The sequence below is a fragment of the Paracoccus sp. pheM1 genome (genome assembly GCF_018499825.1).
In the GTDB taxonomy this organism is placed as follows: Bacteria; Pseudomonadota; Alphaproteobacteria; order Rhodobacterales; family Rhodobacteraceae; genus Paracoccus; species Paracoccus versutus.
On sequence record NZ_JAGXCX010000001.1, the window covers coordinates 1,307,439 to 1,332,533 of the forward strand.

Annotated in this window: 25 protein-coding genes; 16 read left to right on the top strand and 9 right to left on the bottom strand. The window is 63.4% G+C overall.

The features are described 5' to 3' along the window. The first annotated feature begins 304 nt into the window (after positions 1-304). From KF941_RS06550 to KF941_RS06560, 3 genes are read left to right on the top strand one after another with little or no spacing between them, the layout of a single operon-like run. Complete coding sequence (locus tag KF941_RS06550) at positions 305-1,201, top strand: VOC family protein (protein ID WP_036757525.1); 897 nt, start codon at positions 305-307, stop codon at positions 1,199-1,201. 37 nt (positions 1,202-1,238) lie between these two features. Continuing rightward, positions 1,239-2,102: a fumarylacetoacetate hydrolase family protein gene (locus KF941_RS06555; RefSeq protein WP_036757527.1), complete on the top strand. Its 864-nt coding sequence runs from the start codon at positions 1,239-1,241 to the stop codon at positions 2,100-2,102. Positions 2,103-2,118: 16 nt separating this feature from the next. Then, positions 2,119-3,045: a 3-keto-5-aminohexanoate cleavage protein gene (locus KF941_RS06560; protein WP_214272870.1), complete on the top strand. Its 927-nt coding sequence runs from the start codon at positions 2,119-2,121 to the stop codon at positions 3,043-3,045. Between the two features lie 167 nt (positions 3,046-3,212). Here KF941_RS06560 and KF941_RS06565 read toward each other — a convergent pair whose 3' ends face one another. The 3 genes from KF941_RS06565 to KF941_RS06575 form a co-directional block, all read right to left on the bottom strand. Continuing rightward, on the bottom strand, positions 3,213-4,823 hold the full coding sequence (locus tag KF941_RS06565; protein ID WP_214272871.1) for an FAD-dependent monooxygenase: 1,611 nt from the start codon (positions 4,821-4,823) through the stop codon (positions 3,213-3,215). A 239-nt stretch (positions 4,824-5,062) separates the two neighbouring features. Then, positions 5,063-5,734: an FCD domain-containing protein gene (locus KF941_RS06570; protein WP_036757535.1), complete on the bottom strand. Its 672-nt coding sequence runs from the start codon at positions 5,732-5,734 to the stop codon at positions 5,063-5,065. Between the two features lie 285 nt (positions 5,735-6,019). Next, a complete protein-coding gene (locus KF941_RS06575) occupies positions 6,020-6,964 on the bottom strand; it encodes a 2-dehydropantoate 2-reductase (RefSeq protein WP_214272872.1) in 945 nt (314 codons plus the stop codon). Positions 6,965-7,110: 146 nt separating this feature from the next. On the opposite strand from KF941_RS06575, the gene KF941_RS06580 reads away from it, so the two are divergent. Then, positions 7,111-8,502, top strand: coding sequence for an FAD-dependent oxidoreductase (locus tag KF941_RS06580; protein ID WP_240540367.1), 1,392 nt, complete (start codon positions 7,111-7,113; stop codon positions 8,500-8,502). A gap of 83 nt (positions 8,503-8,585) precedes the next feature. Beyond that, positions 8,586-9,365, top strand: a complete 780-nt coding sequence (locus tag KF941_RS06585; RefSeq protein ID WP_214272874.1) for a glucose 1-dehydrogenase — start codon at positions 8,586-8,588, stop codon at positions 9,363-9,365. Positions 9,366-9,445: 80 nt separating this feature from the next. Here the strand turns inward: KF941_RS06585 and KF941_RS06590 are convergent, their stop codons facing one another. Further along, a complete protein-coding gene (locus KF941_RS06590; protein ID WP_214272875.1) occupies positions 9,446-11,080 on the bottom strand; it encodes an FAD-dependent oxidoreductase in 1,635 nt (544 codons plus the stop codon). Between KF941_RS06590 and KF941_RS06595 the strand changes: the two genes are divergently transcribed. From KF941_RS06595 to KF941_RS06615, 5 genes are all read left to right on the top strand, one after another. Beyond that, positions 11,079-11,960 carry a fumarylacetoacetate hydrolase family protein gene (locus tag KF941_RS06595; RefSeq protein WP_208021395.1) on the top strand — a complete coding sequence of 294 codons (882 nt, stop codon included), beginning with the start codon at positions 11,079-11,081 and terminating at the stop codon, positions 11,958-11,960. The genes KF941_RS06590 and KF941_RS06595 overlap by 2 nt on opposite strands. A 190-nt stretch (positions 11,961-12,150) precedes the next feature. Beyond that, positions 12,151-13,257 carry an ABC transporter substrate-binding protein gene (locus tag KF941_RS06600; protein ID WP_084197207.1) on the top strand — a complete coding sequence of 369 codons (1,107 nt, stop codon included), beginning with the start codon at positions 12,151-12,153 and terminating at the stop codon, positions 13,255-13,257. A gap of 111 nt (positions 13,258-13,368) precedes the next feature. Further along, complete coding sequence (locus KF941_RS06605) at positions 13,369-14,460, top strand: ABC transporter ATP-binding protein (protein ID WP_214272876.1); 1,092 nt, start codon at positions 13,369-13,371, stop codon at positions 14,458-14,460. 2 nt (positions 14,461-14,462) lie between these two features. Next, positions 14,463-16,211 (top strand): iron ABC transporter permease, encoded by a 1,749-nt coding sequence (locus tag KF941_RS06610; RefSeq protein WP_214272877.1) that lies wholly within the window; start codon positions 14,463-14,465, stop codon positions 16,209-16,211. A 75-nt stretch (positions 16,212-16,286) separates the two neighbouring features. Continuing rightward, positions 16,287-16,676 carry an NAD(P)-binding domain-containing protein gene (locus tag KF941_RS06615; protein ID WP_072463103.1) on the top strand — a complete coding sequence of 130 codons (390 nt, stop codon included), beginning with the start codon at positions 16,287-16,289 and terminating at the stop codon, positions 16,674-16,676. A gap of 117 nt (positions 16,677-16,793) precedes the next feature. Here the strand turns inward: KF941_RS06615 and KF941_RS06620 are convergent, their stop codons facing one another. Beyond that, entirely contained in the window at positions 16,794-17,114 is a 321-nt protein-coding gene (locus tag KF941_RS06620; RefSeq protein WP_214272878.1) for a transketolase C-terminal domain-containing protein, read from the bottom strand. After that, on the bottom strand, positions 17,074-18,738 hold the full coding sequence (locus KF941_RS06625) for a thiamine pyrophosphate-dependent enzyme (protein ID WP_214272879.1): 1,665 nt from the start codon (positions 18,736-18,738) through the stop codon (positions 17,074-17,076). Before KF941_RS06625 ends, KF941_RS06620 begins: the two co-directional genes overlap by 41 nt. Before the next feature lie 905 nt (positions 18,739-19,643). Between KF941_RS06625 and KF941_RS06640 the strand changes: the two genes are divergently transcribed. Beyond that, positions 19,644-20,135 carry a hypothetical protein gene (locus KF941_RS06640; RefSeq protein ID WP_036757551.1) on the top strand — a complete coding sequence of 164 codons (492 nt, stop codon included), beginning with the start codon at positions 19,644-19,646 and terminating at the stop codon, positions 20,133-20,135. 315 nt (positions 20,136-20,450) lie between these two features. On the opposite strand, the gene KF941_RS06645 is transcribed toward KF941_RS06640, so the two are convergent. The 3 genes from KF941_RS06645 to KF941_RS06655 all read right to left on the bottom strand — a co-directional run bounded on the left by KF941_RS06645 (position 20,451) and on the right by KF941_RS06655 (position 22,282). Then, complete coding sequence (locus KF941_RS06645) at positions 20,451-20,729, bottom strand: SH3 domain-containing protein (protein ID WP_116222551.1); 279 nt, start codon at positions 20,727-20,729, stop codon at positions 20,451-20,453. Positions 20,730-21,014: 285 nt separating this feature from the next. Further along, entirely contained in the window at positions 21,015-21,908 is an 894-nt protein-coding gene (locus KF941_RS06650; protein WP_214272882.1) for an MFS transporter, read from the bottom strand. Continuing rightward, positions 21,905-22,282: a hypothetical protein gene (locus KF941_RS06655; RefSeq protein ID WP_214272883.1), complete on the bottom strand. Its 378-nt coding sequence runs from the start codon at positions 22,280-22,282 to the stop codon at positions 21,905-21,907. Before KF941_RS06655 ends, KF941_RS06650 begins: the two co-directional genes overlap by 4 nt. Positions 22,283-22,401: 119 nt before the next feature. Here KF941_RS06655 and KF941_RS06660 point away from each other — a divergent pair, with 119 nt between their 5' ends. The 5 genes from KF941_RS06660 to KF941_RS06680 all read left to right on the top strand — a co-directional run bounded on the left by KF941_RS06660 (position 22,402) and on the right by KF941_RS06680 (position 25,093). Then, entirely contained in the window at positions 22,402-23,100 is a 699-nt protein-coding gene (locus tag KF941_RS06660; protein WP_214272884.1) for a helix-turn-helix domain-containing protein, read from the top strand. Positions 23,101-23,372: 272 nt separating this feature from the next. Then, entirely contained in the window at positions 23,373-23,567 is a 195-nt protein-coding gene (locus tag KF941_RS06665; protein ID WP_036757600.1) for a DUF1127 domain-containing protein, read from the top strand. A 14-nt stretch (positions 23,568-23,581) separates the two neighbouring features. Further along, positions 23,582-23,806: a hypothetical protein gene (locus tag KF941_RS06670; RefSeq protein WP_214272885.1), complete on the top strand. Its 225-nt coding sequence runs from the start codon at positions 23,582-23,584 to the stop codon at positions 23,804-23,806. A gap of 206 nt (positions 23,807-24,012) precedes the next feature. Then, a complete protein-coding gene (locus tag KF941_RS06675) occupies positions 24,013-24,648 on the top strand; it encodes a TetR/AcrR family transcriptional regulator (protein ID WP_214272886.1) in 636 nt (211 codons plus the stop codon). 1 nt (position 24,649) lies between these two features. Then, a complete protein-coding gene (locus KF941_RS06680; protein WP_114536737.1) occupies positions 24,650-25,093 on the top strand; it encodes an SRPBCC family protein in 444 nt (147 codons plus the stop codon). Positions 25,094-25,095: the final 2 nt, after the last annotated feature.

A 25,095-nucleotide genomic window follows, 5' to 3' on the forward strand; every position in this document is an offset into this window, starting at 1 on the left:
GGGCGCAGGCAGTTGCTTAAATCGGCCGGAAATCTGTCCAACGATCGGGGGATGGCTCACCTTGGCCTGCTCCCAATGACGGGTCCATCCTGCTTGTTGGGCGCTTTCCCAGCGCGGGCGACCTCACCGGCCCGGGGCACCATTTCATAAATTATTTTTTCTATAATAATATATTTTATGGACATGACTTGCCTTCGGCTCTATGGCTGTTGGAAAGCCGACTCCCCTCGACGACCGGCCGAATGCAAATCGCGGCCCACTGTCGGCGACCGAGACCGAACGATCTGCATGAAGGGAGGAAATCATGCTCAAGCCTTATGCCCCCAAGGTGTTTCAACTGGGCTATGTCGGCGTGGATACGCCGGACCTCGCCCGCGCCCTCGACTATTACGGCGAAACCGTCGGCATGACCGAAACCGACCGCGGGGACGGCGCAAGCTACCTGTCGGTCGGCTACGAACATCACAACATCATCCTGCGCCAGACGGCGGCCAAGGGACTGGGCAACATCGGCCTGCAACTGAAGCCCGACAGCGATCTGGCCGCCCTGCGCAAGGAGGCGCAGAACCTGGGCCTGAAGGCCGAGATCAAGACCGACAGCCAGCCCGGCATCCGCGAGATGCTGGAGATCGAGGCGCCGGGCAAGATCGCCGTGCAGCTTTACACCGACATCGATACCCCGGCGCCGGGCTTCAAGCGCACCGGCATCGCGCCCCTGCGGCTGGGCCACGTGGCCATCATCAGTTCCGATGCCAAGCGGCTGATGGTCTTCATCGAGGATTTCCTGGGCTTTCGCTTTACCGACACGATCGAGGGCATCGCGAACTTCTACACCTGCAACCGCGATCACCATGTGTTGAACATCGTCGATGCCCCCGAGGACCGCATCCACCACATCGCTTTCCAGCTCAAGGGCAATGCCTCGCACGCCATGGCCAGCGACGTGCTGCGCGAACGCGGGGTCAAGGTGGAATGGGGCCCGGCCCGCCACACCGCAGGCCATAACCTGGCCGGCTATCACTTCGACCCCGACCGCGTGCTGATCGAGCTTTACACCGACATGGACGTCTACATCCCTGAACTCGACATGTGCGAGGCGCGGCCTTGGCACGAACATCTCCCGATGCGCCCGCGCAACTGGAAATTGAGCGAACTGTCCGCCTGGGGCACCGATTTCGAATTCAACCTCGCCCAGGCCTGACCGCCCCGTTCCCGCGACCCAAACGAAAGGAAACCCCATGCGGCTCATCCGCTTTACCCGCGCCGGTGGCGGCGCGGAAACCGGCCTGCTGTTCGGAGACAAGATTGTCCCGCTGGCCAGCGTCCTGCCTGATGCCCCGGCCACGGCGCTGGCGGTGATCGCCGAGTGGGAGACCATCGCCCCCCACCTGGATGGGATCGCCGATGCCCCCGGCCTGTCCCTGTCCGAGGTTCGCCTGCTGGCCCCGGTCGAGGCGCCGCAGAAAATGCCGGCCATCGGCCTGAATTACGCCGACCATATCGAAGAGGCGAAGCATCTGGGCGTGACCATCCCGACGGAGCAGGTCTGGTTCTGCAAGCAGCCCAACTCGCTCGCAGGGCCGTTCGACGGGATCGAACTGCCCCGCGTCTCGGATCAACTCGATTACGAGGTCGAACTGGTCGCGGTGATCGGCAAGCGCGGCCGCCACATCAGCCGCGAGGATGCGCCGAAGCATGTCTTCGGCTTCACCGTCGGCAACGACGTCAGCGTGCGCGACTGGCAGCGCAAGACTGCGCAGTGGATGCTGGGCAAATCCTTCGACACCCATGGTCCCATCGGACCAGTCATCGTCACCTCGGACGAGATTGGCGATCCCCATCGGCTGGCGATCCGCAGCTGGGTGAACGGCGAACTGCGCCAGGACTCGAACCTGAAGCATCTGGTGTTCGACGTCTGGGACCAGATCGCCGAACTGTCGCAGGCCATGACGCTGGAACCGGGCGACCTGATCTTCACCGGCACGCCGGGGGGCGTCGGCGCCGGGTTCAATCCGCCGCGCTTCCTCAAGCCGGGCGACGTGGTCCGCTGCGAGATCGAGGAAATCGGTGCCATCGAAAACATCGTCGTGGCCGAGGCCTGAGGCAGGGGGGACCGCAATGGCACGCAAGATCATCATCACCTGCGCGATTACCGGGGGGATTCATACCCCCTCGATGTCACCGCATCTTCCCGTCACCCCCGACGAGATCACCCGCTCTTCGGTCGAGGCGGCCGAAGCAGGGGCGGCGGTCATCCACCTGCATGCCCGCGACCCGGAAACCGGCAGGCCCGACCAGTCGCCCGCGCGCTTCATGGAGTTCCTTCCGCGCATCAAGCAGCAGACCGGCGCGATCCTGAACATCACCACCGGCGGCGGCCTTGGCATGACGCTGGAGGAGCGGATGGCACCGGCGCTTCACGCGGCACCGGAGCTGGCGTCGATGAACATGGGCTCGTTCAACTTCAACATCTCGGGTGCCGTGCGTGCCCTGAAGGGCGAACCGCGGGATTGGGAAAGGCCCTATCTGGAAGGGACGCGCGACATGATCCTGTCGAACACCTTCACCCAGATCGAACGCGGAATGCGCGAACTCGGCGATCTTGGCACCAAGTTCGAGTTCGAATGTTACGACGTCGGCCATCTCTACAACTTGGCCCATTTCGTCGACCTTGGCCTGGTGAAACCGCCGTTCTTCGTCCAGTGCATCTTCGGCATCACCGGCGCCATCGGGCCCGACCCAGAAAACCTGATGCATATGAAGACCACCGCCGACCGCCTGTTCGGCAAGGATTACCTGCTGTCGGTTCTGGGGGCCGGACGGCACCAATTCCCGCTGGTCACCATGGGCGCGATCCTTGGCGGCAACGTGCGGGTTGGGCTGGAGGACAACCTCTATCTGGGCCGGGGCGAGCTTGCGCCGTCGAATGCCGCGCAGGTCGCCAAGATCCGCCGTATCGTCGAGGAACTGGGGCTGGAAATCGCCACGGCGGACGAGGCGCGGCAGATGCTGGGCACGAAAGGCGCCGGGGCCGTCAACTTCTGATCGTCGGCCGCCGATACGGATGGGCGTTTACCGGAACATTTGCGGCCCGGCCAACTTGTTGGCCGGGCCGTTCGTCCTGGGTATTCGATATGTTCCGTCACCACCTGCGCGATCTGCCGAGAGGGATGTCGGCCAACGGCGCACCACTGGCCGAAATCGGCAGACCATTACGCGGCGACGGGTTTTCCCTGCATCGCGTCGAGCAACCGGCTGTCCGACGGCAGGCTGTCGCCGCGCCAGGCGACGTGCTGGTCGGGCCGCACCAGGACCATGCCGGCACCCATCAAGGCCGGCAGTGTCGGATCGTCCAGGACCAGCACCTCCAGCGGGATTGCCCGTGCGGCAGCCTGATCGACCAGCGCGCCAGTCTCGGCGCCGCCGGTCAGGCACAACAGCGTGTAGCCCCGTCCCAGCCGATCATAGAGCGAACGGCCATCGGCCAGCCAGGCATGGGGCAACAGATGCCCCGGCCGGGCACTGGGGCGATAGTCGCTGACCAGAAGCTCCGGCTCGTCGCCGGGCTCGGCCACGATGGCGGAAGAGTCCGTATAGCGATAGCCCAGCACCAGCCCCAGCGAGCGGAACTCGGGGCTTTTCAGCCGCTCCACCGCCTCGGCGGTGGCGGTGCGGACGGCATCGGCCTCGGGGCCTTTCTGCATCAGGCGCGGATCGGCGAACTGGTCACTGAGCGAGGCGAAATTGCGGGTGGAGCTCTCGATTACCGCCGCATGGACCTGCCTGCGTTCGGTGTTGTAGCTGTCCAGCAGCGTTTCGCTGCCCCAGCCCTCCAGACTGGCCGAAAGCTTCCAACCCAGATCGACGGCATCGCCGATCCCGAGATTCATCCCATGCCCGCCGAAGGGCGAATGCAGATGACATGCATCGCCCAGCAGGAACACCCGGCCCTTGCGATACTGGTCCGCCATCAGCGAATTGACCACCCAGTTGTCGCGGGTCATCACCTCGATCGGGAAATCGCGGCCGATGGCCAGGCGCACCTCGGCCAGCAGGCTTTCCACGGGGGTATCGGGCGCGGCGGGCTTGATCCAGAACCAAAGGTCGTCCTTGTCCATAGGTCCCATATTGCAGGTCGCTTCCGGATTGACGATCCAGTGGAACAATGCCCGGGTCAGGCCGGGCGCGTCGTTCAGGCCACTGATCCGCAGGATCAGCGTGGCAAAGGTCATCAGATCGCGCTGACCCTGCATGCTGTAGCCCAGGGCCTCGCGCACCTTGCTGCGCCCGCCGTCGGCAGCGGCCATATAGCGGGCGCGCAGCTCACGCTCGGTCCCGTCGGGCTGCGTCACGGTGGCAGTCACCCCGGTTTCGTCCTGGGTGAAGCTGGTCATCCGGGTGCGGAAGCGCAGGTCGCAGAGCGGCCGGCTGCGGACATGCTCGGCCAGGATGCCCTCGACCACATATTGCGGAATGAACTCGGCGTTTTCGGGAAAGGCATCCCGCCGGTCGGGTTCGGCGCAGAAGGCGTCGTGGAACGTGAAGATCGGCGGCTCGAACAGGCCGGTGGTGAAAGTGACATCGCGCGGGAAGCCGTCGGTCAGCGGCGACAGGCGGCGCACCTCGGGGGCCAGGCCCCAGCGGCGCATCTGGGTCATGCTGCGCACGTTGGTGGTCTTGGCGCGGGGCTGCACGCCTGTCCGCTCGTTCCGCTCAACCAGAATACAGCTATGACCGCGCAAATCCAGTTCGGTCGCCAGCGCAAGACCCGAAGGCCCGGCGCCGATGATCAGCACATCGGCATCGAACAACTGCGAAGGCATTAATCTCTCCTCTCTTGCCGGGCGTGGGCCACCCCCGCCAGATCGCCTGCAACGAAGTCAGCCCGGCCTTGTCTGCGCGCATTTCAGGCAGGCAAACCAGCATCTCCTGAAGTTGCCGGATCCGCGAGAGTCGCGCAGGCTCCTCTCCGTGGCTGGAGTTGAGCGGATATTAGTAGACATTGCAAGATAAAATATATCTTCTTTATGTAAATAGATTCATTATGCCGTAGGAGACGCCCTTACCTTCCAACCACGGTGTCCATCAGAATCTGCCGCGTTTTGTTCAGATGGTCGCGCAAAAGCTGGGTGGCCGCTGGGGCATCGCGGGCGATCGTCGCTTGCGCCAACGCACGATGCTCCCCCTCCAGATCACGGCTTTGCCGCTCATAAGGAAGTGTCGCGGCGCGGTAGCGTTCGGCCTGGACGAACAGCATTTCCCGCAGGCGCAGCAACCAGGGGCTGTCGCAGGCTGCGACGAGCGCCTCGTGGAACCGCTTGTGCGCAGCGTTCCAGGCCGGATTGGACCGCTCGGGATTGGCCGGGTCATGAAGCGGCAGGCGCGACAGCTCGAACTCGGCGGCCACGATATTCGTCTCCCATTTCAGATCGCCGTTGCGGATGGCATTCGCCAAGCATTCGCTTTCGATCATCACCCTTGTCTGCGTCAGATCGGCAAGCTCACTTTCGGTGATCTTGGCGATCCTGTATCCCTTGTTGGTTTCCGCGACCACCAGCCCTTCGGAACTCAGCCGGGACAACGCCTCGCGGACCGCGCCGAGGCTGAAGCCGAGTTCCTTGACCAGATCAGAGATCTTGACCTTTTCTTCGGACAGAAACCTACCGCCCAGAATGTCGGCTCTGATCTGGTCATACGCGACAGAGGCCATACTCTGACCGGTTGTCTTGGGCATAGGTATCCTCTCTCAGCAATCCGCATCGAATAATAATCGTGATGCGCCCGTTGAATCTACATTCTTCGTTTGTGCGACATAGATGAAACATGTCGGTTGTTAGCAGAATGTATAGATTTGTCTGCGATATGCAAATTATTATGGCGGCAGATGGCCATGCCGCTGCCAGCCCGCCTGCGGAGCGTCGCGAAAACGCGACGCCGCAGATGCCGGTCCAAGTCGGAATCGCAGGATTTCGGCACGGATGTTCCGGTATCCGAGAGCCGGACATCGGTTGGCTGATCTTCAGGCGATGAAGTGCTTTTCAAGACCCCGGATGAGGGCGGCCAATGTGTGGAGCGTCGGCGTCGGCACGCCGTGACGTTCTCCGAGACCCACGACCGACTCATAGATCTGCTGCACCTCGCTGTGCCGGCCCGCCTCGAGATCGCGGCGCATGCTCGATTTCATCTGGCGGTTTTCGGGCGGCAGCGCGATCTGGTAGAAAATGTCATAGGCCTCGGCTTGGTTGATCGGGATGCCCGAGGCACTGGCGACCGCAGCGGCTTCATCGATGGCCCGCAGCGCCACGGCGCGCAGTTGGGGGTCATCGACGATCTGCCCCGCCGTCAGGTTCGTGGCCCCGCTGATCGCCGAAAGGCCGATATTGCCCAGCAGCTTGCGCCACTTGTCCCTCGTCACATCCGCGCTTGCCGTGACGGACAGGCCGTGGCGCGACAGGAAATCGGCCCAGCGCGTCACACGGTCGGACAGCCCGCCGCCGATCTCGCCCATATCCGTCGGCAGGTCGACGACATGGCGGACGCGGCCCGGAGCTTCCATCATCGCGGATTGCGACGTCAGCCCTGCAACGACACGGCCTTTTCCAAGGATCCCCTCGATGACCTCCTCGTTGCCGAGTCCGTTCTGAAAGCTGACGGCGACCGCGCCGGACCCGGCGAAAAGATGGCGAACCGAGGCTGCTGCCTGGGGATTGTAGATGGCCTTGCACTGAAACAGGGCGATGCCGATGGGCCCCGTGATGGTCGAGGCATCGGTGGTGGCCCTGATCGGGATGTGTCGGTCGCCACCATGTCCCGTCAGGATCAGGCCGCCGTTCTGCTGGATGGCCCCGATGTGGTCGCGGTTCACGTCGACAAGGGTGACGTCGGCGCCGCCCTCGGCGAGGCGTCCTCCAAACATCGACCCCATGGCGCCAGCGCCCACGACGACAATGCGTTGTGATTCCATGATTGCCCTCCCTACCTGGAGGAAGGTGTAGGATTAATCATATACGATTTACAAGATAATATTCTTTTTGTTTGACCTGCGATGCGGTTGGTCCTTATCTGGACGGGATCGCTGCGCTTTGCGGTTCGAAGGAGGTCGTGGACGATATGGAAGTCATGTTGGCAGATGTCGTGGTCGTCGGCGGGGGCGGGGCCGGGCTCGCCGCCGCGGTCGAGGCCGCCGAAGGGGGCGCAAGGACCGTTCTGCTTGAATCCGAAGGTGCGACTGGGGGCAGCACCGCACTTTCGGCGGGCCATACTGCCTTTTGCGACACGACCATCGTGCCGGGTGGCCGAGAAGCGCTTTATGCCGACCTCATCGCGGCCCATGACGGCGAAGGCGATCATGGGCTGTCGCGGCTCTATGTCGATGAGGCCGGCGCCACCTGCGAATGGCTTGCCGAGCGAGGGATCCACTTCGCCCGAAGCGTGCAATTGGCCAAGATGAGCCGCCCCTGGGCGCATGAGATGCCCCTGTCCGGCAAGGGGGGCGGGGCACAGATCACAGAAGGGCTGGAACAGGCAGCAAGGAAGGCCGGAGCACAGATCCTGCCGGGACATCGCGCGCGGCGCCTGCACCTGGAGGGGGATCGCGTGACCATGCTCGACGGCAACGGTCCGGAGGGCGCGTTCCGCATCCGCGCCGCGCGCGGGATCGTGCTGGCTTCTGGCGGCTTCACGCGCAATGCCGAAATGATCCGCAACTGGGGACCGAAGGGGGCGGACAAGATCGTGCCTTTCACCGGTGCGGGGTCGCGCGGCGACGGGCTGACGATGGCGCTCGCGCTTGGCTGTGGCACCGCCTACATGGCACCCGGCATTTCCCCGACCGGACCGGCCGATCCGGTGACCGGCAAGGGTGTCCTGATGATCTATGCCGGCGCGGTGATGATCAACAGGGACGGGCAGCGCTTTCATCGCGAATCCGATCTCTACAGCGACATCAGCAAAGCCGGGATGTCGCAGCCGGATACCCTGATGATCCAGGTCTATGACCAGCGGGCAAAGGACTACTTCGCCACGACCATGTGGGCGCGCGCCCTGACGGGCTTTGTCGAGCATGCAGCACCGGATCTGCCGTCGCTGCTGAACAAGCTCGCAGAGGAATGCGGGCTTGACGCCGCCGCCGCCGCCGAGACCATCGCGGACTACAACCGGAGCCTGCCCGATGGCGACAGGCTCGGCCGCCGCCATCTGGTCGGGGACAGCGGTCAGGCAACGCCCGTCGACAGCGCACCCTACTATGCGGCCATCACCCGGCCCGGCACCAGCCACTACAACGGCGGCGTGCAGGTCACTACGCGGATGGAGGTCAAGGATGTGTTTGGCAACGTGATCCCTGGCCTCTATGCGGCGGGAGAGATCATCGGCGGCTTCCACGGCCCGAACTACATGTCGGCGACACAGGTCGGAAAGGCCCTGATCTTCGGGCGCGTCGCGGGCCGGTCGGCGGCCATGGGCGACGACTCGAATATCGACCAGGTCGCCACATCCCGATGAAGGGCCGCCTTGCGGTCCCGTTGCGATACGGCAACGATTTCCAGCATCATGCCCATTGCCGGGCCAACTGAAGGACAAACACCATGCGTCTTGCCGACAAGGTCACGATCATCACCGGCGCGGGCGGTGGCATCGGCTCGGGGCTCGTGCGACGCTTTGCCGAAAGCGGTGCAAAGCTCTGCCTCACCGATTACAACCTCGAGGCGGTCGAGCGGCTTTGCGACAGGCTGGCCCTGCCCGACGATCAAGCCCTGCTGCTCCAGCACGATGTTGCCGATGCGACAAGCTGGGAAGAGGTGGTCCGCCGGACCTGCGAGCGGTTCGGGCGTCTCGACGTCCTCGTCAACAACGCGGGCGTGGCGGCGCGAACGGGGCAACCCTATGACGCCATCGAATTCGAGGACTGGCGGCGGGTCATGTCGGTCAACCTGGACGGTGTTTTCCTTGGCATGTCCGCCGCGGCGCGCGCGATGCACCGGACGGGCGGAGGCTCGATCGTGAATATCGGATCAACGGCAGGATTGTCGGGAACGAATGGCGGCGCAGCCTACGGGACCAGCAAGGGGGCGCTGCGGACGCTGACCAAGCAGGCCGCCTACAGCTTTGCCATCCACGGCTACGACATCCGCGTCAACATCATCCATCCGGGCTATGTCTGGACGGATTTCGTCCGGGCTTCGGCCTCTGCCCGCTATGGCAGCGAGGAAGAGGCGCTGAAGGTAATGACCGCGGAAGTCCCGTTGGGCCGGATGATCGAGCCGGACGACATCGCCTGGCCCGCGGTCTATTTCGCGTCGGACGAGGCGCGCAACGTCACCGGGTCCGAATTGATCGTCGATGGCGGAAGGCGCTGCCGGCCCTGAGGGATGCGCACGGATGAACGGTTGCGTTTCCGTTCATCCGGCCCGACTTTCTGATCGCCGTGGCATTTGCGGGCGGTCTGTCAGCCCTGCCCGACGGAATGTGCGGCGGCGTTGATCCCCGCTTCCCGGCCAAAGACAAGCGCCATCCCGATATGGGATCCCGACATGTAGCCGGTGCCGTGAAAACCGCCCGTCACCTCTCCGGCCGAGAACAGGCCAGGGACAGGCTCGTTGAACACATCCAGCACCCGCATCCGCGCATCGAGGGCCAGGCCGCCGTTGAAATGGGTCGTCCCCGGCACCGCGATGATCGCATGGAAGGGCGCCGCCGTGATCGGTTGGGGCGCGCCGACCGAGCCGACGAGACACTTTCGTCCGAAAGCGTCCTGCCCCGATCCGATGGCGGCGTTATAGCCGTGGATCGTCTCAAGGGCCTTTTCGGGGTCGAGCCCGCATTCCTGGCGGAGACGCGTGACAAGGTCCTCCAGCGTGTCGGCCGTGAACTCCCGCGCCCCGGCATAGACTTTCGACCACATGGTCTTGCTGAAATTGTCCTTCACCTTCGCGTCGAAGATCTGGATCATCAGCGACTCCGGCTGGGACAGTCCTTTCAGCGTGATGTCCGTATAGGGTTCCGATTCGTCGCAGAAGCGCCTGCCCGCCTTGTTGAGCAGGATGGCGCCGCAATAGTTGATGATGGACGTCACGCCGGTGTGGCGATCGACCGGGCCAGATGCGGCAATTCCGGCGGTCAGAAAGCGGGTGCCGGCGCCAAGCGCCATCGCCATCAACAGGCCGTCCCCGCGCGAACCCGGCGCAGTGACCGGCATGATGCGCTGTGTTCCGGGGCCTCCGAAATGCTTGATGAGATCGGGATTCCGGCTGAACCCGCCCGTAGCCAACACCACCGCCCGCCGCGCCTCGAATCGGCGGCACCGGCCCTCCGTCTCGACCTCGACATGGGTGACGCGCTGTTGATCGCGGACAAGGCGCCTGGCCCGGACCCTGCGCAGGATCCTGATGGGCCGGGACTGGGCCGCGGCCACCAGGGCATCGACGATCTGCGCCCCGCCGCCCCGGTTCTGCAACGGCATCTCATGCGCCCAGGGCGCGCTCATATGCGCGAGCTGCACCGATTTCGCGAACCGGACGCCAAGTTCCTCAAGCCGGGCGAAGCTGCGGCCGGACCTGTCGACATAGACCTGCAACAGGGCCGGATCGGCGTCGGGATGGGCGTGGGCAAGATCCTGCAACAGAAGGGCACGCGGCTCGGGCGCGAATTTCGTTTCGCACAGGGTGACATGACCCGTCGCAGGCAGCATGCCGCCGCCGAGCTGGTTTTCCGATTCGAGAAGAACCACCTCGGCTCCGAGGTCGCTGGCCTCTATCGCAGCCATCAGGCCGGCGGGGCCCCCGCCAATCACGATTACATCGGCCCCCTGCCCGTCAGCTTGACCATCATTCTGCACCTCGACGTTCATTGGCGATACCTCGCAGTTTCTGCATGTGATTTCAGAGATCCGACCAAGCAGGATTGAGTGCCGGGGGCGGTTGCGCGGCTGCTCGCAGGGGCGGGCCGTCATGCCCTGGCGGGCAGGAAGCCAGTCGGATTCGCTCTTCTGTTCGTAAGCGACCCATATCACCATCTTTCGCAAAAAATATATATTTAAGTTGACAGAATCTTTTATTTTGGGGATTGTGCTGTCAGAAAGCATGTCGGCGTTCGGGGAGGAATGCATGCGGTTTGTGAGCTACGAGAACGCCGGGATACGCGGCTTGGCCGTTGCCACGGAGGGCGACGGATATCGCGGCCTCCTTGCCTCCGACAGCGGTTTTCCGGGCACGCTGGACGAGATCGTGCGGCGCAATGATTTCGCGGCAGCCGCCCAGGCGCTTCGGTCGGGCGCACCGCTCGATCTCGATGCCGTGACCTTTCGCACGCCGCTGGCCAATCCCGGCAAGGTTCTTTGCGTGGGCCTCAACTACTCCGACCATGCCGCCGAAAGCGCCATGGAAGTGCCGCCGTTCCCTACGGTTTTCGCGCGCTTTCCCAGCGGCTTCGTTGCGCATGGCGCGCCGCTTGTCCGGCCCCGCGTCTCGGAAATGTTCGACTACGAGGGCGAGGTGGTCGCGGTGATCGGCAAGTCCGGGCGCGAAATCCCCGAGGCCGAGGCGCTAGATCATGTATGCGGCTACTCGATCTTCAACGATGGCTCGATCCGCGATTTCCAGTTGCAGACGCCGCAGTGGACGGTGGGCAAGAACTTCGACGGGACGGGTGCTTTTGGCCCCATCTTCGTCACCGCAGACGAATTGCCGCCAGGCGCGGCGGGGTTGCGGATCGAAACGCGTCTGAACGATCAGGTCTTGCAGCGCGCCAATACCGACGATCTGATCTTCGACATCCGCAAGCTGGTTTCACTGTTGAGCATCGGCATGACGCTGGAGGCCGGCGACATCATCGTGACGGGTACGCCCTCGGGTGTGGGGATGGCGCGCTCTCCCAAGGTTTTCATGAAGCCGGGCGATGTCTGCGAGGTCAGCGTGGAACGGATCGGCACGCTGCGGAACCCGGTGGTCGCGCAAGAGGCGTGATCGCCGAAGATCGGCCTTGCGAAGCAAGGCCCTGGCGGCCCCGAAAGTGCCCTCGACCATGTTCGGGACCGCAACCCGCGACTGACCAGGTGGACCGCTGAACATGCCACGTCGGCCTGGATGTCCAGGGGTCCGACGCCGCCGGGGAAGAACAAGCAACGCAAATGCGAAATGCACAGAGGAGGAAAGCATGAGCAATCATAAGGGTTGGGTTCACAGAACCAGGCAGATTATCTTTTCCCTTCCCATCGCGATGCTGGCGCCCGCGGGCATGGCCAGCGCTGAAACCGCAGCGGGGACGAATTTCGATGAAATCCTCGCGGGCGCGAAGACCGAAGGGAAGCTGACAGTCTGGGGTTCGTTCCCGCAAAAGACCGAAACCCACGCGGCGCTGATCAAGGCATTCAACGAACGCTTCGGTCTGGAAACCCAACTGGAATGGGTTCCGAACCCGCCGATAACCTCGAACTCGCGCGCACTGACGGAAAAGGCGGGCGGCGGCTCGGTCAGCATGGACATCATCGCCGGTTCCTCCATGGAGGACACCGTGTTGATGGCCGACCAAGGCTTGATCACGAAATTCCCGTGGACGGAAGTGTTCGGCGAACAACTGCCCGCAATCAAAGATCTCGAAGAGCAGATGTTCGACGAATATCGCGACGTGGCGCTTCCCTATTATGTCATCGCGTACGGCTTTGGCTGGAATCCCAACTTCATAGACGACGCGGACGTTCCCGAGACCTACGACGATCTGCTCGACCCGAAATGGAAGGGCAAGATAGGGTTCAATTCGTTCTTCGCGCCGATCAACATCAACAGCTATGTCATCGGCTATGACGGCGCGGTAGAGTATGCGAAGGCGCTGTTCGCCAACCAGCCCGTGTTCGAGAAAGGCACCCTCGCCGTGCAGAACGCGGTCATTTCCGGTGCTGTTCCCTTCGGCGTCATCAACTCTATCGGCGCGTTTACCAGCGAACGGACCGGCGAACCGCTGAAGTTCAAGCTGCCGTCCGACATCATCGCCCTGTCCAACCTCCATATCTATGTGCCTGAAGGCGCACCACACCCGAACACCGCGCGGCTGTTCACCGCCTGGATGGCGGTCGAGGGCGCAACGGTCGGCGACGCTTATGAGCCGATGGTTCGTCCGGGCGACAAGAGCGCGGATCTGGTGCGCATGATCGAGGAGCGTGTCGCGGCCACAGGCGCGAAGGTCTCGCAGGTGAGCGGCCCTGAAGACCTGGAAACCTCGGAGCGCGTCAACAAGACCCTCGCGGATATCGTCGCCGGGAAATAGCCGGGTCACCCGGGAAAACCGCGTGATCCACCACACGGGCGCGTCCTGGCCATGCCGGCTCGCGCCCGTGCCAGGATAAAGTGCGCCCTCCTTCGGGGAGAGGAGAATTACATGCTGAAAGTCGATAGTCTCTTAAAGTCGTTCGGCGATCATACCGTGATCGACCATGTGTCGTTCGAGGTGGAAGCGGGCGACTTCTTTACGATGCTCGGCCCCAGCGGCTGCGGCAAGACGACGATCCTGCAATGCATCGCAGGGTTGCAAACCCCGACGGCGGGCTCGATCGAGATGGCCGGAAAGGTCGTCTACAGTTCTGCCCAGAAGTTGTTCGTACCGGCAAGCCACCGCAACCTGGGGATGGTGTTCCAGTCCTATGCGATCTGGCCGCATATGACCGTTTTCGAGAATGTCGCCTTTCCGCTGGTCCATGGAGCGCGGCAGCGCGTGCAGGACGTCGACAAGCGCGTCATGCACGCGCTGGAGATGGTGAAGCTTCAGGATTACGCGCAACGTCCCGCCCCCTTCCTCAGCGGCGGTCAGCAGCAGCGTGTTGCGCTGGCCCGCGCCCTTGTCCACCAGCCCGAACTGCTCCTGCTGGACGAACCGCTTTCCAACCTCGACGCCAAGCTGCGCGACGTGATGCGCATCGAGATCCGCAACCTGGTGAAGTCCATGGGGATCACCACGATCTTTGTGACCCATGACCAGCTCGAGGCGCTGTCGATGTCCGACACGGTCATGCTCCTGCGCGGCGGTCATATCGTCCAGAAGGGCAGCCCGCAGGAGGTCTTTCTGCGCCCGAACACCGAATTCACCGCCGATTTCATGGGGCGCAGCAACTTGATCCCCGGCAAGCTTTCGGCCTCGGGCAGGCATGTGACGACCTCATTCGGTGAAGTCGCCTGCAACGTCGCCTCCGGCCTGACGCCCGGTGCCGATGTGGCGCTGGTGGTGCGTCCGAACGTCGTCCGCACCGTGGCCGCCAGAAATGCGACGCGCGGCCAGAATACCTTCGTGGGGCGGATCGAAAGCCAAACCTTCCTGGGTGACCTCATCGAGGCCGATGTGATCCTTGGCGGGCAAGTCATGCGCGTCGCGCTAGATCCTTATGCGCCGCTTGCGAATGGCCAGGAGGTTGAAGTCCAGCTTCCAGCCGAATGCTGCATTGCGGTTCCAGCCGAATCCGCCGGCAGGAGGGGGTAGACATGAGCATATCACGCACAAGCAGCGCTACCACGGAGGCGGTGTGGGAACCCGATACCTCAAGCACCGCGCGGCTCGTTGTCCGCAACGGGCTTCTGATCCTGCTGGTCGTGCTGATCGCGCTTCCGCTTCTGGTGCTGATCTATACCAGCTTTCTCCCCCCCGGCGCGGTTCCCCTGTCGGGCTCTGAACTGACGCTGGATAATTATCGTTCGATCCTCACCGGCTCGGGCACCGTCGCGCTGTTCGTGCGGACGATCATCTTTGCCGTGGGCAGTTCTGCCATCGGCATCGTTCTGGGCATCTCTTTCGCCTATCTGACCGAGCGGACCGACCTGCCGGGACGGACCGCCGTCCGTATTCTGATGTTTTCCTGGATGGCGGTTCCGGCGCTGGTCTTCGGCTATGGCTGGATCCTGCTGCTCAACCCGGGCAACGGCATCATCAACGTGATGGTGAAGGCGATCTTCAACCTCGAGCAGGCGCCATTCACGCCCTATTCAATGCAGGCCCTCACCGTCATTGCCGGCCTTGGCGCAGTTCCGACGGCCTATATCATGGTCAGCGGGCTGCTGCGCAACATGGATCCCTCGCTTGAGGACGCAGCGTTCGTTTCGGGGGCGAGCCGGTTCGTGATCCTGCGCAAGATCACCGCGCCATTGCTGACGCCCGGCACGCTGTCGATCTCGATCTACCTGATCATGACGATGGTGCAGCATTTCGATCTGCCGATGATCATCGGCCTGACCGCGCAGACCCCGGTCCTGTCCACCAGCATCTACATGGCCGCGGCACCGGATTTCGGCCTGCCGAACTATGGGCTAGCGGCGGCCTTCGGCGTGTTCCTGGCGATCCTGGCCGGAGCGCTGATGTTCATGTACTTCCGCGTGGTTCATGCAAGCGAGCGTTATCGCACCGTCACCGGCAAGAGCTTCCGCCCCAAGCTGCTGCACCTGCGTGGGCTTCAGAAGGTGTTCGCGATCCTGCTGGTGGGCGGTTACTTCGCCCTAATGCTAATGCCGCTGCTGACGCTGGCCTGGGCCAGCCTGTTCCCCTACTACAGGCTCCCGTCCTTCGCCGCCCTCGCGGATGCCAGCTTTGCGGCCTACTTCCGGGTGTTCAGCGAGCCGCAGACCTTCCGCGTCATCGTCAACACCGTACTGCTGTTCCTGACGAGTTCCACCCTCGCCATCGTGCTGTCCTGTCTGGTCAGCTGGTTCGCGGTGCGGCTGGGCGGCAAGAGCGGCCGGGCCATGGACCTGCTATCCTTCGCCCCCACCGCGATCCCGCCAATCGTCATGGCCATCGCGCTGCTGATGATGTTCCTCAGGACACCGCTCAATGGAACCATCTGGGTGATGGTGATCGGGCATATCGCCATGTATCTGTCCTTCGGCACGCGGGCGATGAACGGGGCATTGATCCAGATCCACCGAGAGCTCGAAGATGCCGCCACGGTAAGCGGCGCGAGTTGGGGAACCAGCCTGCGCAAGGTGCTGTTCCCGATCATCTGGCCACATATCCTCAATACCTGGCTGTGGATCGTGGCGCATAGCGCGCGCGACTTGACCTTTCCGCTGTTCCTGCTGACCTCGAGCAACGTGGTTGTCGCGACAGCGATCTATCAGCGCTGGAATTATCCCGACCTGCCGGGAACCGCCGCGCTGTGCATGATGCTGGTTCTTGCGCTGTCGGCGCTGGTGATTCCGATCCAGATCTATCTGGAACACAAGAACCTGAATAAGGCGTAGTGCGGACGCGCTGGTCCGGGGCCAAGGCTGGCCCTGGATCGACCCTGAAGGAATAACCTCTCGACCAAGGCGGATATGATGACCGAAGTTGGGTTTATCGGGATTGGAGCCATGGGCCGTCCGATGGCAATGCGCCTGATCCGGGGCGGTTACGACCTGGTTGCCTTCGACATCCGCAAAAGCGCCGTCGAGGCGCTGGCAGCGCAGGGCGCGAAACAGGCGGGGCCGGCGCGTGAAATCGTGGAGCGCTGCGAAACGGTGGTCCTGTCCTTGCCATCCCTCGGCGCGGTTCGCGACGCCGTTAACCGGAACCACAAGGGCTTTCTCGCCCAGGGCAGTGCCGATCCCGATGTTCACATCATTAAAAATTTCAAGCCTATCGGCATGCCAACGGCTGTTGACCTGCGGCATGGCCAGCATGGCTTTTGCGGCCGCCCTGACGATATAGGCAGCATAGGACAGTGAGATGCCATCGGCCTCGAACTTCGTTTTACGATGAGTGCGGTGTGCGATGACGGCGCTGAAATCGGCATCGAAGACCGCCGTCACCTGAGGCGCTTCAGATACGGATTTCAGCATGTTTCACGCAATAGCCAGCCGCATCTGGTCATGCGGAACAATCTCGTCCCCAAAACCAGCGATTTGCAGGTCTTCATGAGCGATCAGGCAACGATGCGTCCTGGTGACCGAGTTCAACACCGCCTCCCGGTCCCAGGGAACCAGCGTGCGCAGATCGATCACATCCACCGAGAACCCTTCGGCCGCTTCCTGACAACGATCAACCATCCCGCCCCAGGTGACGATGGTCGCGTCGTTACCTTCGGCCACGAATTTCGCTTTGCCGAAGGGAATCGCGTAATCTTCACCCGGCCAGGGGCGTCGTGCCCAGGCGTGGTCCAGCATCGCGCGATGTTCCAGGAAGATCACCGGGTCGTTGCCGCGCAGACTGGTCCGCAGAAGGCCCTCGGCGTTGGAGGGCGAAGCCACCTTCCAGCCGAGGCTGTGGATGAAGGCAACCTCGTTGGTCTGGCTGTGCCAGGGATCGCCGCACTTGAAGAATCCGACTGGCATACGCACGACCATAGGCGCCGCGAACCAGTTGTTCGTCCGCCAGCGCATCGAGCCGCAGTCGTTGAGCTGTTCGGTCGCCGGTTCTGCATATTTTGCGGAACTGGATTTCCGGGACAGGCAACAGGCCGGCAAGGGCCATGCCGACGGCACGGCCGATGACACCCTCCTCGGACAGCGATGTGTCAAAGACGCGATCGGTTCCGAATTTCTCCTGAAGCCCCAGCGTTACGGCGTGGACGCCACCCTTGGGACCGATATCCTCGCCAAAGACCAGCATGCGGGGATTCAGCCCCAGTTCCTGATCGAGAACGCGACGGATCGCCGTGACCATATTGATGCGCTGCCCCTCGGGCCGCGCCAGATCGGTGCTGGCAGGAGCGGCCCAGCCCTGAGGCATCAGACCGCCCGTCGCCTGCATCTCGCCTTCGAAGAAGACGTTGCGCAGCACGGTTTCAGGTTTGGCGACAGGCCGAGCCTCGGCCGCTTCACGCGCAGCTTCGGCGCGATCTGCGGCTGCTTCCAGCTCCTTCCTCCAGCCATCCTCGCTCATCAGCGCCGGCACGAGGTAATTCCTGAGCTTGGCCCAGGGATCGCGTGCCCATTCCGCCTCAACGACCTCAGGAGTCTTGTATGTCTGGGTGTCCTGAAAGCTATGCCCCTGAAGTCGCGGCACGGTCGGGCGCAGCATGGCAGGCAGACGTTCCTCGCGGACGAAAGCAAGGGCTTGGGCGGTCAGCAGCGCCGCCTCCTCAGGATCAGTGCCGTCGCCGGTGAATATCTTGAGCCCTCTCCAGGCAGCCAGGTTCGCCGCGATATTGCCGCCTGGGGTCTGGAACGTCGAAGCCACCGAAATACCGAAGCCATTGTCCTCGATATAGAACAACATCGGCAGCTTCTGCGTCGTCGCAATCGTCAGAGCCGACCAGAACCCGTTCGAGGCGACGGAACCGTCCCCGCCCAGCACCACGCCGATTGAACGCCCATGACCCTCGGAGCCCAGCACCTCGGCGTGATATTCCATCGCCTGAGCCCAGCCTGCGATGGGGCTGTACTGCGCACCGACACCACCGCACATGGGAAGCGCCGTCGCACCACGAGGATTGGGAGAGTTGAAGACGACACCGATGTCGCGGCCGCCCGAATAGCCGCCGGCGCGACCCATGGCCGAAGCCAGCGCTTCTTCAGGGTCCACCTCCAGCGACAACAGCATCGGTCGCGACCGATAGTAGCCGCAAACAGCGTCATGAGGTGCGTCCAGGCGCATGCCCAGGAGGATCTGCGCCATGTCATGTCCACGCGCAGAGAATTGGTAGAGCACCTTCTTTTCTGGAACCAGACGGGTTTCCTCCAACTCGTCCAGCGCGCGGCTCAGGGCCATGTGGCGCAGAACCTCGACCCAATCGACGGAAACGTCAGGAGCGTTGCGTCGCGCAATGCTAAGCGAACTTCTGGCCATCGGACCTCCCTCTCGCACGCCTTTTCCTGACATGTTTTGCATCTGCGAGCTGAAAACTTCTTTCAGCCCATCCGGGTATGGTTACATTATTGAAATGTTCATTTCACAAAATTGGAAGAATCGGAAACATCTGGACCAGATCGACCCGATAGACCCGATAGACCCGATAGACCCGATAGACCCGATAGACCAGAGAATCATCCGGACGCTTCAGAAGCGCGGCAATCTTTCCAGCCAGGAACTGGCGGAAACTGTCGGTTCGTCTGCGGCATCCTGCTGGCGCCGCGTCAAAGCCCTTGAGAAAGCCGGAGTGTTAGGGCCCGCCGTGCGACCAAAAACTCGGGAGAGGCCTGGATGTATTTTGCCAAATCCGATTGAACGCCCAGGCTCGCGCCATGCGCGCTGCGTTTGAGCAGTTCATCGATCTGCAAGAAGATGTTGTAGAGTGCTATTCAATCAGTGGCGAGAGGGACTACCTATTGCACATCGTCGCAAAGGATGTATCCGATTACGAGAAGATACTCATGCGTGGAATATTGGATCATGAGTCCATTGCGAGTTCGTCGTCAATCTTCGTGCTGCGTCGGGTCAAGCACTCTACAGCTATACCGGTTTAGATAAGGGCAGTTTATTGTTCGCAAATGATGCCAGGCGCCAGGCTTCGATCACTGAGGCCGCCACTTTTCCATACAAAGTGAGCATGGGATCGCGAACAGTTCTTCTCGAACCACTGATATAATGCGCCCTCGAATTTCCGGGGGCCGGATTGACGCGATTCGTTAGAATTTTCCCTGCATGCTGGTTTTTTGTGCAACTCTAATGCACCCGACGTCTTGCGCCGCCCAAGCGGATCATGTTTTTTTGCCCCAAGATCCCACGACGCATGATTCCAGGGAGATAGCGCCATGATCAGGATACCGTATTTCGACAATGCCGAAGTTGAGCTGATCGACGATCCCGAGGATCCTGGCGCTGAAATGGCACTGGAGACGTTCCTGATGCTCACGCCCGCCGATCGGATCGTGGATTCCCGCCATGTCTTCGCCTATTATAGGGATTTCCGCGAAGCCGTCGGCGGCCAAGACTGGCTGGACGAGCAGATGGGTGTTCCCGAAACGCCTGCCGACATCTGGAAACATGTCACGCCGACCACTCTCGATCTGCGAAAAGGCCGCGGCGACGACAGCAGCTGGTATGTCATGGTCGAAGCGAATTGCGCCTGGGAAGAAGAGCATGGCCTGTTGCTGGTCTGGCGCGACGGCCGGACGCTGACCAAGGTCGGTGGCTATGACGGCCATGTCACCAATGCGAACGCCTATGCGGACGATGGCCTTCGCGACGTCGTTTACGTGGCAACGAATCCGAACCACACCACGAGGACCACCAACGCAGGGTGAATTGGCTAAGGTATCTCCCTAGACCTTGGGGAAATCGCGTGCCGTCTGCTGCTATTCTCGATCATCCGCAGCAGGTCTGCCTATATGTTTGACCCTATCCTGCTATACCAGTCCGCCGGCATTGCATGGCAGGACGTCGCCTAGTGGAGGTCTCAGCTTTGCACAACCATCCGACATGCCGTCGGTGACAGGTTATCCCGCATCTTTACCCTAATGTGCGGACAACGCCGTACTCTCGTCTGGGTGGTGGTTTCGGGAGCCTTGCGTGCAGCATTCATCGAGGCCGACCGGCAGCGTCGGGGCGAAATGTTGCTGTCAGCGATGCGCCAGATAATCCGCTGAAACGTAACCCGAGATACCGGGCCTGTCGGTGAGCGAGACTCTGCACCAGACCTTGCCGTTATTCGTGACGCAGTTCTGGCGGGTAAGGCGCGTTCCGTCGGGCAGGCCGATGATGATGTTGTGGTTGAGGCCAGGGCCTTCGCGCAGCTTCAGGAGATCGTCCGGCCCGACGCCCTTGACCACTGCACCAGAACCGACCGCGCAGCCGGTAGCGATAGCGAGAGCGAGAAGAGCGGCAAAATGAGTGCGCATGATCTGACCTGAATCGTTTTGCCATCACTACGACACCATCGCGCGAAATGACAGCAGGCAGGTGCCGGACGCGGATAAGGGGTTGCACAAGACCTGCCATTGAAGGCCCGTTCCGTCCCATAGAGCGGCGATTCTGGTCAGGATTTCGCCGCGGCGCCAGTCAGCGGCAGCTTCGGAGAATGCAGCCACGCAGCATGGGATGAGCCAGACCGGCGGTTCTGGGCTGCGTGCGATGACTGCGCGCGTTTGCCCTGCCCGAAGCATCGGAGCCGACCTCGATCCTCGTCACCCCTGCTCCCGGCGGCCCGGCCTTCCACCCCGCCCCGCAAGAAGGCAGCCGATCGCGGCCAGTTGTATCACCGCAGCGCAGGCGAACAACGGCACCGAACCGGATCCGCCGATCATGCCATCTCCTCGCAGCAGGCCGAATACCGCCGGAGCAAAGGCATAGCCGGCCTGGCCGATGGCGACGATCAGCGGCACGACGCGGGCCACCTCGGCCCGGGTGAACTCCTGCTGCGCGATCAGCGGCGGCAGCGAGGTGGCATTGCCGATCCCCAACCCGAACAGCGCGATGCCGAGGATCAGCCATGCCCCGCCCTCGCCCGCCGCCAGAAGGAACAGCAGCGATCCGGCAACCTGCACGCCATAGCTGACACAGGCGACCAGACGGCGGTCGGCCGAGACCGGCATCATCCAGCCCACCAGCGAACGCCCCAGGATCGCGGCGAGCGTCGCACCGCCCATCGCCAGCCCCGCCATGCCCTCGCCCAGCACCGGCACCAGCAGCGAGAACAGATGCGCCAGCAGCCCGATCTGGGCAAAGAGCCCCAGCATCATGCCGGCGGCCAGCGTCACGAACTTGCGGTCGTGAAAGAACCGGCGGCGCGCGGGCGAACCGCCTTGCGGCGCTGGTGGCCGGGGGTCGGCTCCCTCCACGCCATCCGGGCGTTGCCCCATGCTTTCGGGCGTGTGCCGGAACACCAGCACCGACAGGGTCGCGACCACGGCCACCATGACGCCGCCGACGGCCAGAGCCGCCGACAGAAAGCCGATGCCCGCGATCAGCGCGACCCACAGCGGCGAGAAGATCACCCCGCCCAGGCTCGCGCCGTTATAGGCCATGCCGAGCGCGGCCGGACGGCGCAGGATGAACCAGGGCGCGATCAGCGCGTTCACGGCGGCCGCCCCCATCGCGACCAGCCGGCGCCGCTGGCCAGCGCGGCCGCGAGCAGCTGCCAGGGTTCGACCGCCAGCGCCCAGCCTGCGATGCCAAGCGCCAGCAGCACGGCGCCCAGCACCGTCACCACCGGCACGCCAAAGCGCCGATACAGGCGCGGCAGATTGGCGACGACGACCGCCCCAATCAGGAAATGCATCGTCACCGCCGCCGAGACCATCGGCACCGGCCAGCCGGTCCGCGCCACGACGGCATAGAGGAATACCGGCGGGCCGTAGAAGCCGACGCCCCAGCCGAAAGCGGCCAGCAGGAAAGTTGCGGCGACGACATCCCAGCCGAAGAAAGGTGGGGCGGGGGATGCAGGCAGGGTCATGGGACGCTCTCGATGATGTCCTGCCGCTTATGGCCGCGAACCCGCCGGCGATGCTTCGGTAAAGGCCGAAGCATTCCCCGCATTTCCGCGCTAGGATGCCGGCAGCCGGAGGGATCGCCATGGCCACATCGAACCGCATCGCCGAGGTCGCCGCCGCCGTGGGCGAGCCTGCCCGCGCCGCCATGCTGGCCGCGCTGATGGATGGCCGGGCGCTGATCGCGACCGAACTGGCCGAGGTCGCCGCGATCACGCCGCAGACCGCCAGCGGTCATCTCTCGCGGCTGGCGGCCGTGGGGCTGGTCGCCGCCGAGAAGCAGGGCCGCCACCGCTATCACCGCCTCGCCAGCCCCGAGGTCGCGCGGATGATCGAAAGCGTGATGCAGATCGCCGGCGGTCTCGTGCTGTCCCCGCCCCGCACCGGCCCGAAGGAGGCGGCGCTGCGCCATGCCCGCACCTGCTACGACCACCTGGCCGGTCGATTGGGCGTCGGCATCGCCGATGCGCTGCAGGCCAACGGCGCGGTCGAGATCGCCGGCGATGCCGCGGCCCTGACCGAGGCCGGCCGAGCCAGGATGCAGGCCCTCGGCATCCTGGCGGCGGATCGCGACATGCATAGCCGCCGCCCGCTCTGCCGTCCCTGCCTGGACTGGAGCGAGCGCCGCCCGCATCTGGCCGGGGCTCTGGGCGCCGCCATCTGCACCCATGCCCTGGATCAGGGCTGGGTGCGGCGCCGCGCCGGAACGCGGGCGCTGGAGATCACCCCGGCAGGCAGGATCGGTTTCCGGCAGGCGTTCGGCGTCGCGGATCCTGTCGGCTGACCAAGACCGATCGCTCGCCTCCGGCATATCCGCATGGCCGCGGCGGGGAACACGAACGGCCGCGTCGAGGGGAGCGCACTGCGGCGGCGGCTCGCGAGTGGGCGGAATGGGTCGGGGTATGGCTCCTATCCGTCCGACTGGCCGCCCATGCTGCAGCGCGGAATGCATGGCCGGTTTGCCGGGATCACGGCTACTTCCCATCCGGTGCCCGGCCTATATCCGCCTTGTCCGAAACATGCCCGCCAAATGGGCAAGATGAAAAAGGTGCCGAGATGTCCGCTGTCGAAATGAGCCATAGCCATGCTGCCCGCGGCCTGGGCCAGGTCTTTGCCCGCGTGACCGCGATGGTCGCCGCATGGAACGACGCCCGCATCACCCGCAGCGAACTGAACCGGCTGACGGATCGCGAATTGACCGACATCGGCCTGACCCGCGGCGATATCGAGCGCGTCGCCCGCGGCCTCTGAAGCCATCCCCATCGATGAACCGACCCCGCGGCGGTGGCTGCGGGGTTTTTTCATGCGCGGGTGATGGAAATCCGAAGCTCGGCTCGCTCATTGTCATCGCCATCGCCGCATCAGCGATGATCGGAGCCTTCGACTTCGCCTATGCAGGGTTCGCCGCTCTTTTCGGAGGTGCGGACGCGATTTCGATCCTCGGGATGTTGCTGATTGTGGGCGGCGGCACCCTGTCCTTGCGGCGATAACCCCAGTCCGCATTGCCACTGTTTCGGCACGGATCTCGCCGCAGCGAGTCCAAGCAACCCCTTTCTGGAATGCTGGCCGAGAGAAGGTGATGCGCCTGATCAGTCGGCTCGTGAACGCATCATGGTGTCTCTCCATCATCACGTCGTCACTTTACCCTTGATTACATACCAACCAGTCGGTATCTTTAATCCTCAAGGAGAGTGACATGCCCGCCCCGACCGCGAAACCCAATGCTCGTTCCAAGCTGCTCGATGCCGCCCTGTCGATGATCCGCGCCAAGGGCTATTCCGCCACGACGGTCGACGAGCTCTGCGCCGCCGCCGGTGTGACCAAGGGCGCCTTCTTCCATCATTTCAGGAACAAGGACGAATTGGGCGTCGCAGCTGCCGGGCATTGGTCCGAGGTGACAGGCGCCCTGTTCGCCGCTGCGCCCTATCACGACCATGCCGATCCGCTCGACCGCGTGCTCGGCTACCTCGCCTTCCGCAAGGCCTTGCTGCAAGGCGGCGTGCCCGATTTTACCTGCCTCGTCGGCACCATGGTGCAGGAGAGCTATGAGACGGCTCCGGCCATTCGTGACGCCTGCGACCGCAGCATCAGCACCCATGCCAAGACACTCGAGGCCGATATCGAGGCGGCGATGCGCGACCGGGCCATGTCGCCCGATTGGACGCCCGAATCGCTCGCCCTCCACATCCAGGCGGTCCTGCAAGGCGCCTTCATCCTCGCCAAGGCGAAGGGCGGGCCACAGGTCGCCGCCGACAGCATGGACCATCTGACCCGCTACCTGACGCTGCTGTTTCGCGCAGGCGGCAACACCCCGAACCCGAAAGGAGACTGACATGCCCAGCACCATCAACCTGCACCGCGTCATCGCGGCGAAGCCCGAAAAGGTTTATCGGGCCTTCATCGAACCGGATGCCATTGCCAGCTGGCTTCCGCCCTTCGGCTTCCTCTGCACCGTGCATGAGCTGGATGCCAGGGTCGGCGGCAAGCACAGGATGTCCTTTCGGAATTTCACCACCGGGGACAGCCATTCCTTCGGCGGCGAATATGTCGAACTCGTTCCCGGCGAGCGGCTGGTCTACACGGACAGGTTCGACGATGCGAACCTGCCGGGCGAGATGCGGGTCACCGTCACGCTGAAGCCCGTGTCGGTGGGCACCGAGATGATCGTCGAGCAGGCCGGGGTGCCGGACCTGATCCCGGCCGAGGCCTGTTACCTTGGCTGGCAGCAGAGCCTGCGCAAGCTTGCGAGCCTGGTTCAGCCCGAAATCGACCAATAGCG

Bases quoted from the DNA above. Each gene is read 5' to 3' on its own strand.
- KF941_RS06550 (WP_036757525.1), top strand. From the start codon at position 305: ATGCTCAAGCCTTATGCCCCCAAGGTGTTTCAACTGGGCTATGTCGGC.
- KF941_RS06555 (WP_036757527.1), top strand. From the start codon at position 1,239: ATGCGGCTCATCCGCTTTACCCGCGCCGGTGGCGGCGCGGAAACCGGC.
- KF941_RS06560 (WP_214272870.1), top strand. From the start codon at position 2,119: ATGGCACGCAAGATCATCATCACCTGCGCGATTACCGGGGGGATTCAT.
- KF941_RS06565 (WP_214272871.1), bottom strand. From the start codon at position 4,823: ATGCCTTCGCAGTTGTTCGATGCCGATGTGCTGATCATCGGCGCCGGG.
- KF941_RS06570 (WP_036757535.1), bottom strand. From the start codon at position 5,734: ATGCCCAAGACAACCGGTCAGAGTATGGCCTCTGTCGCGTATGACCAG.
- KF941_RS06575 (WP_214272872.1), bottom strand. From the start codon at position 6,964: ATGGAATCACAACGCATTGTCGTCGTGGGCGCTGGCGCCATGGGGTCG.
- KF941_RS06580 (WP_240540367.1), top strand. From the start codon at position 7,111: ATGGAAGTCATGTTGGCAGATGTCGTGGTCGTCGGCGGGGGCGGGGCC.
- KF941_RS06585 (WP_214272874.1), top strand. From the start codon at position 8,586: ATGCGTCTTGCCGACAAGGTCACGATCATCACCGGCGCGGGCGGTGGC.
- KF941_RS06595 (WP_208021395.1), top strand. From the start codon at position 11,079: ATGTCGGCGTTCGGGGAGGAATGCATGCGGTTTGTGAGCTACGAGAAC.
- KF941_RS06590 (WP_214272875.1), bottom strand. From the start codon at position 11,080: ATGCTTTCTGACAGCACAATCCCCAAAATAAAAGATTCTGTCAACTTA.
- KF941_RS06600 (WP_084197207.1), top strand. From the start codon at position 12,151: ATGAGCAATCATAAGGGTTGGGTTCACAGAACCAGGCAGATTATCTTT.
- KF941_RS06605 (WP_214272876.1), top strand. From the start codon at position 13,369: ATGCTGAAAGTCGATAGTCTCTTAAAGTCGTTCGGCGATCATACCGTG.
- KF941_RS06610 (WP_214272877.1), top strand. From the start codon at position 14,463: ATGAGCATATCACGCACAAGCAGCGCTACCACGGAGGCGGTGTGGGAA.
- KF941_RS06615 (WP_072463103.1), top strand. From the start codon at position 16,287: ATGATGACCGAAGTTGGGTTTATCGGGATTGGAGCCATGGGCCGTCCG.
- KF941_RS06620 (WP_214272878.1), bottom strand. From the start codon at position 17,114: ATGCTGGACCACGCCTGGGCACGACGCCCCTGGCCGGGTGAAGATTAC.
- KF941_RS06625 (WP_214272879.1), bottom strand. From the start codon at position 18,738: ATGGCCAGAAGTTCGCTTAGCATTGCGCGACGCAACGCTCCTGACGTT.
- KF941_RS06640 (WP_036757551.1), top strand. From the start codon at position 19,644: ATGATCAGGATACCGTATTTCGACAATGCCGAAGTTGAGCTGATCGAC.
- KF941_RS06645 (WP_116222551.1), bottom strand. From the start codon at position 20,729: ATGCGCACTCATTTTGCCGCTCTTCTCGCTCTCGCTATCGCTACCGGC.
- KF941_RS06655 (WP_214272883.1), bottom strand. From the start codon at position 22,282: ATGACCCTGCCTGCATCCCCCGCCCCACCTTTCTTCGGCTGGGATGTC.
- KF941_RS06660 (WP_214272884.1), top strand. From the start codon at position 22,402: ATGGCCACATCGAACCGCATCGCCGAGGTCGCCGCCGCCGTGGGCGAG.
- KF941_RS06665 (WP_036757600.1), top strand. From the start codon at position 23,373: ATGTCCGCTGTCGAAATGAGCCATAGCCATGCTGCCCGCGGCCTGGGC.
- KF941_RS06670 (WP_214272885.1), top strand. From the start codon at position 23,582: ATGAACCGACCCCGCGGCGGTGGCTGCGGGGTTTTTTCATGCGCGGGT.
- KF941_RS06675 (WP_214272886.1), top strand. From the start codon at position 24,013: ATGCCCGCCCCGACCGCGAAACCCAATGCTCGTTCCAAGCTGCTCGAT.
- KF941_RS06680 (WP_114536737.1), top strand. From the start codon at position 24,650: ATGCCCAGCACCATCAACCTGCACCGCGTCATCGCGGCGAAGCCCGAA.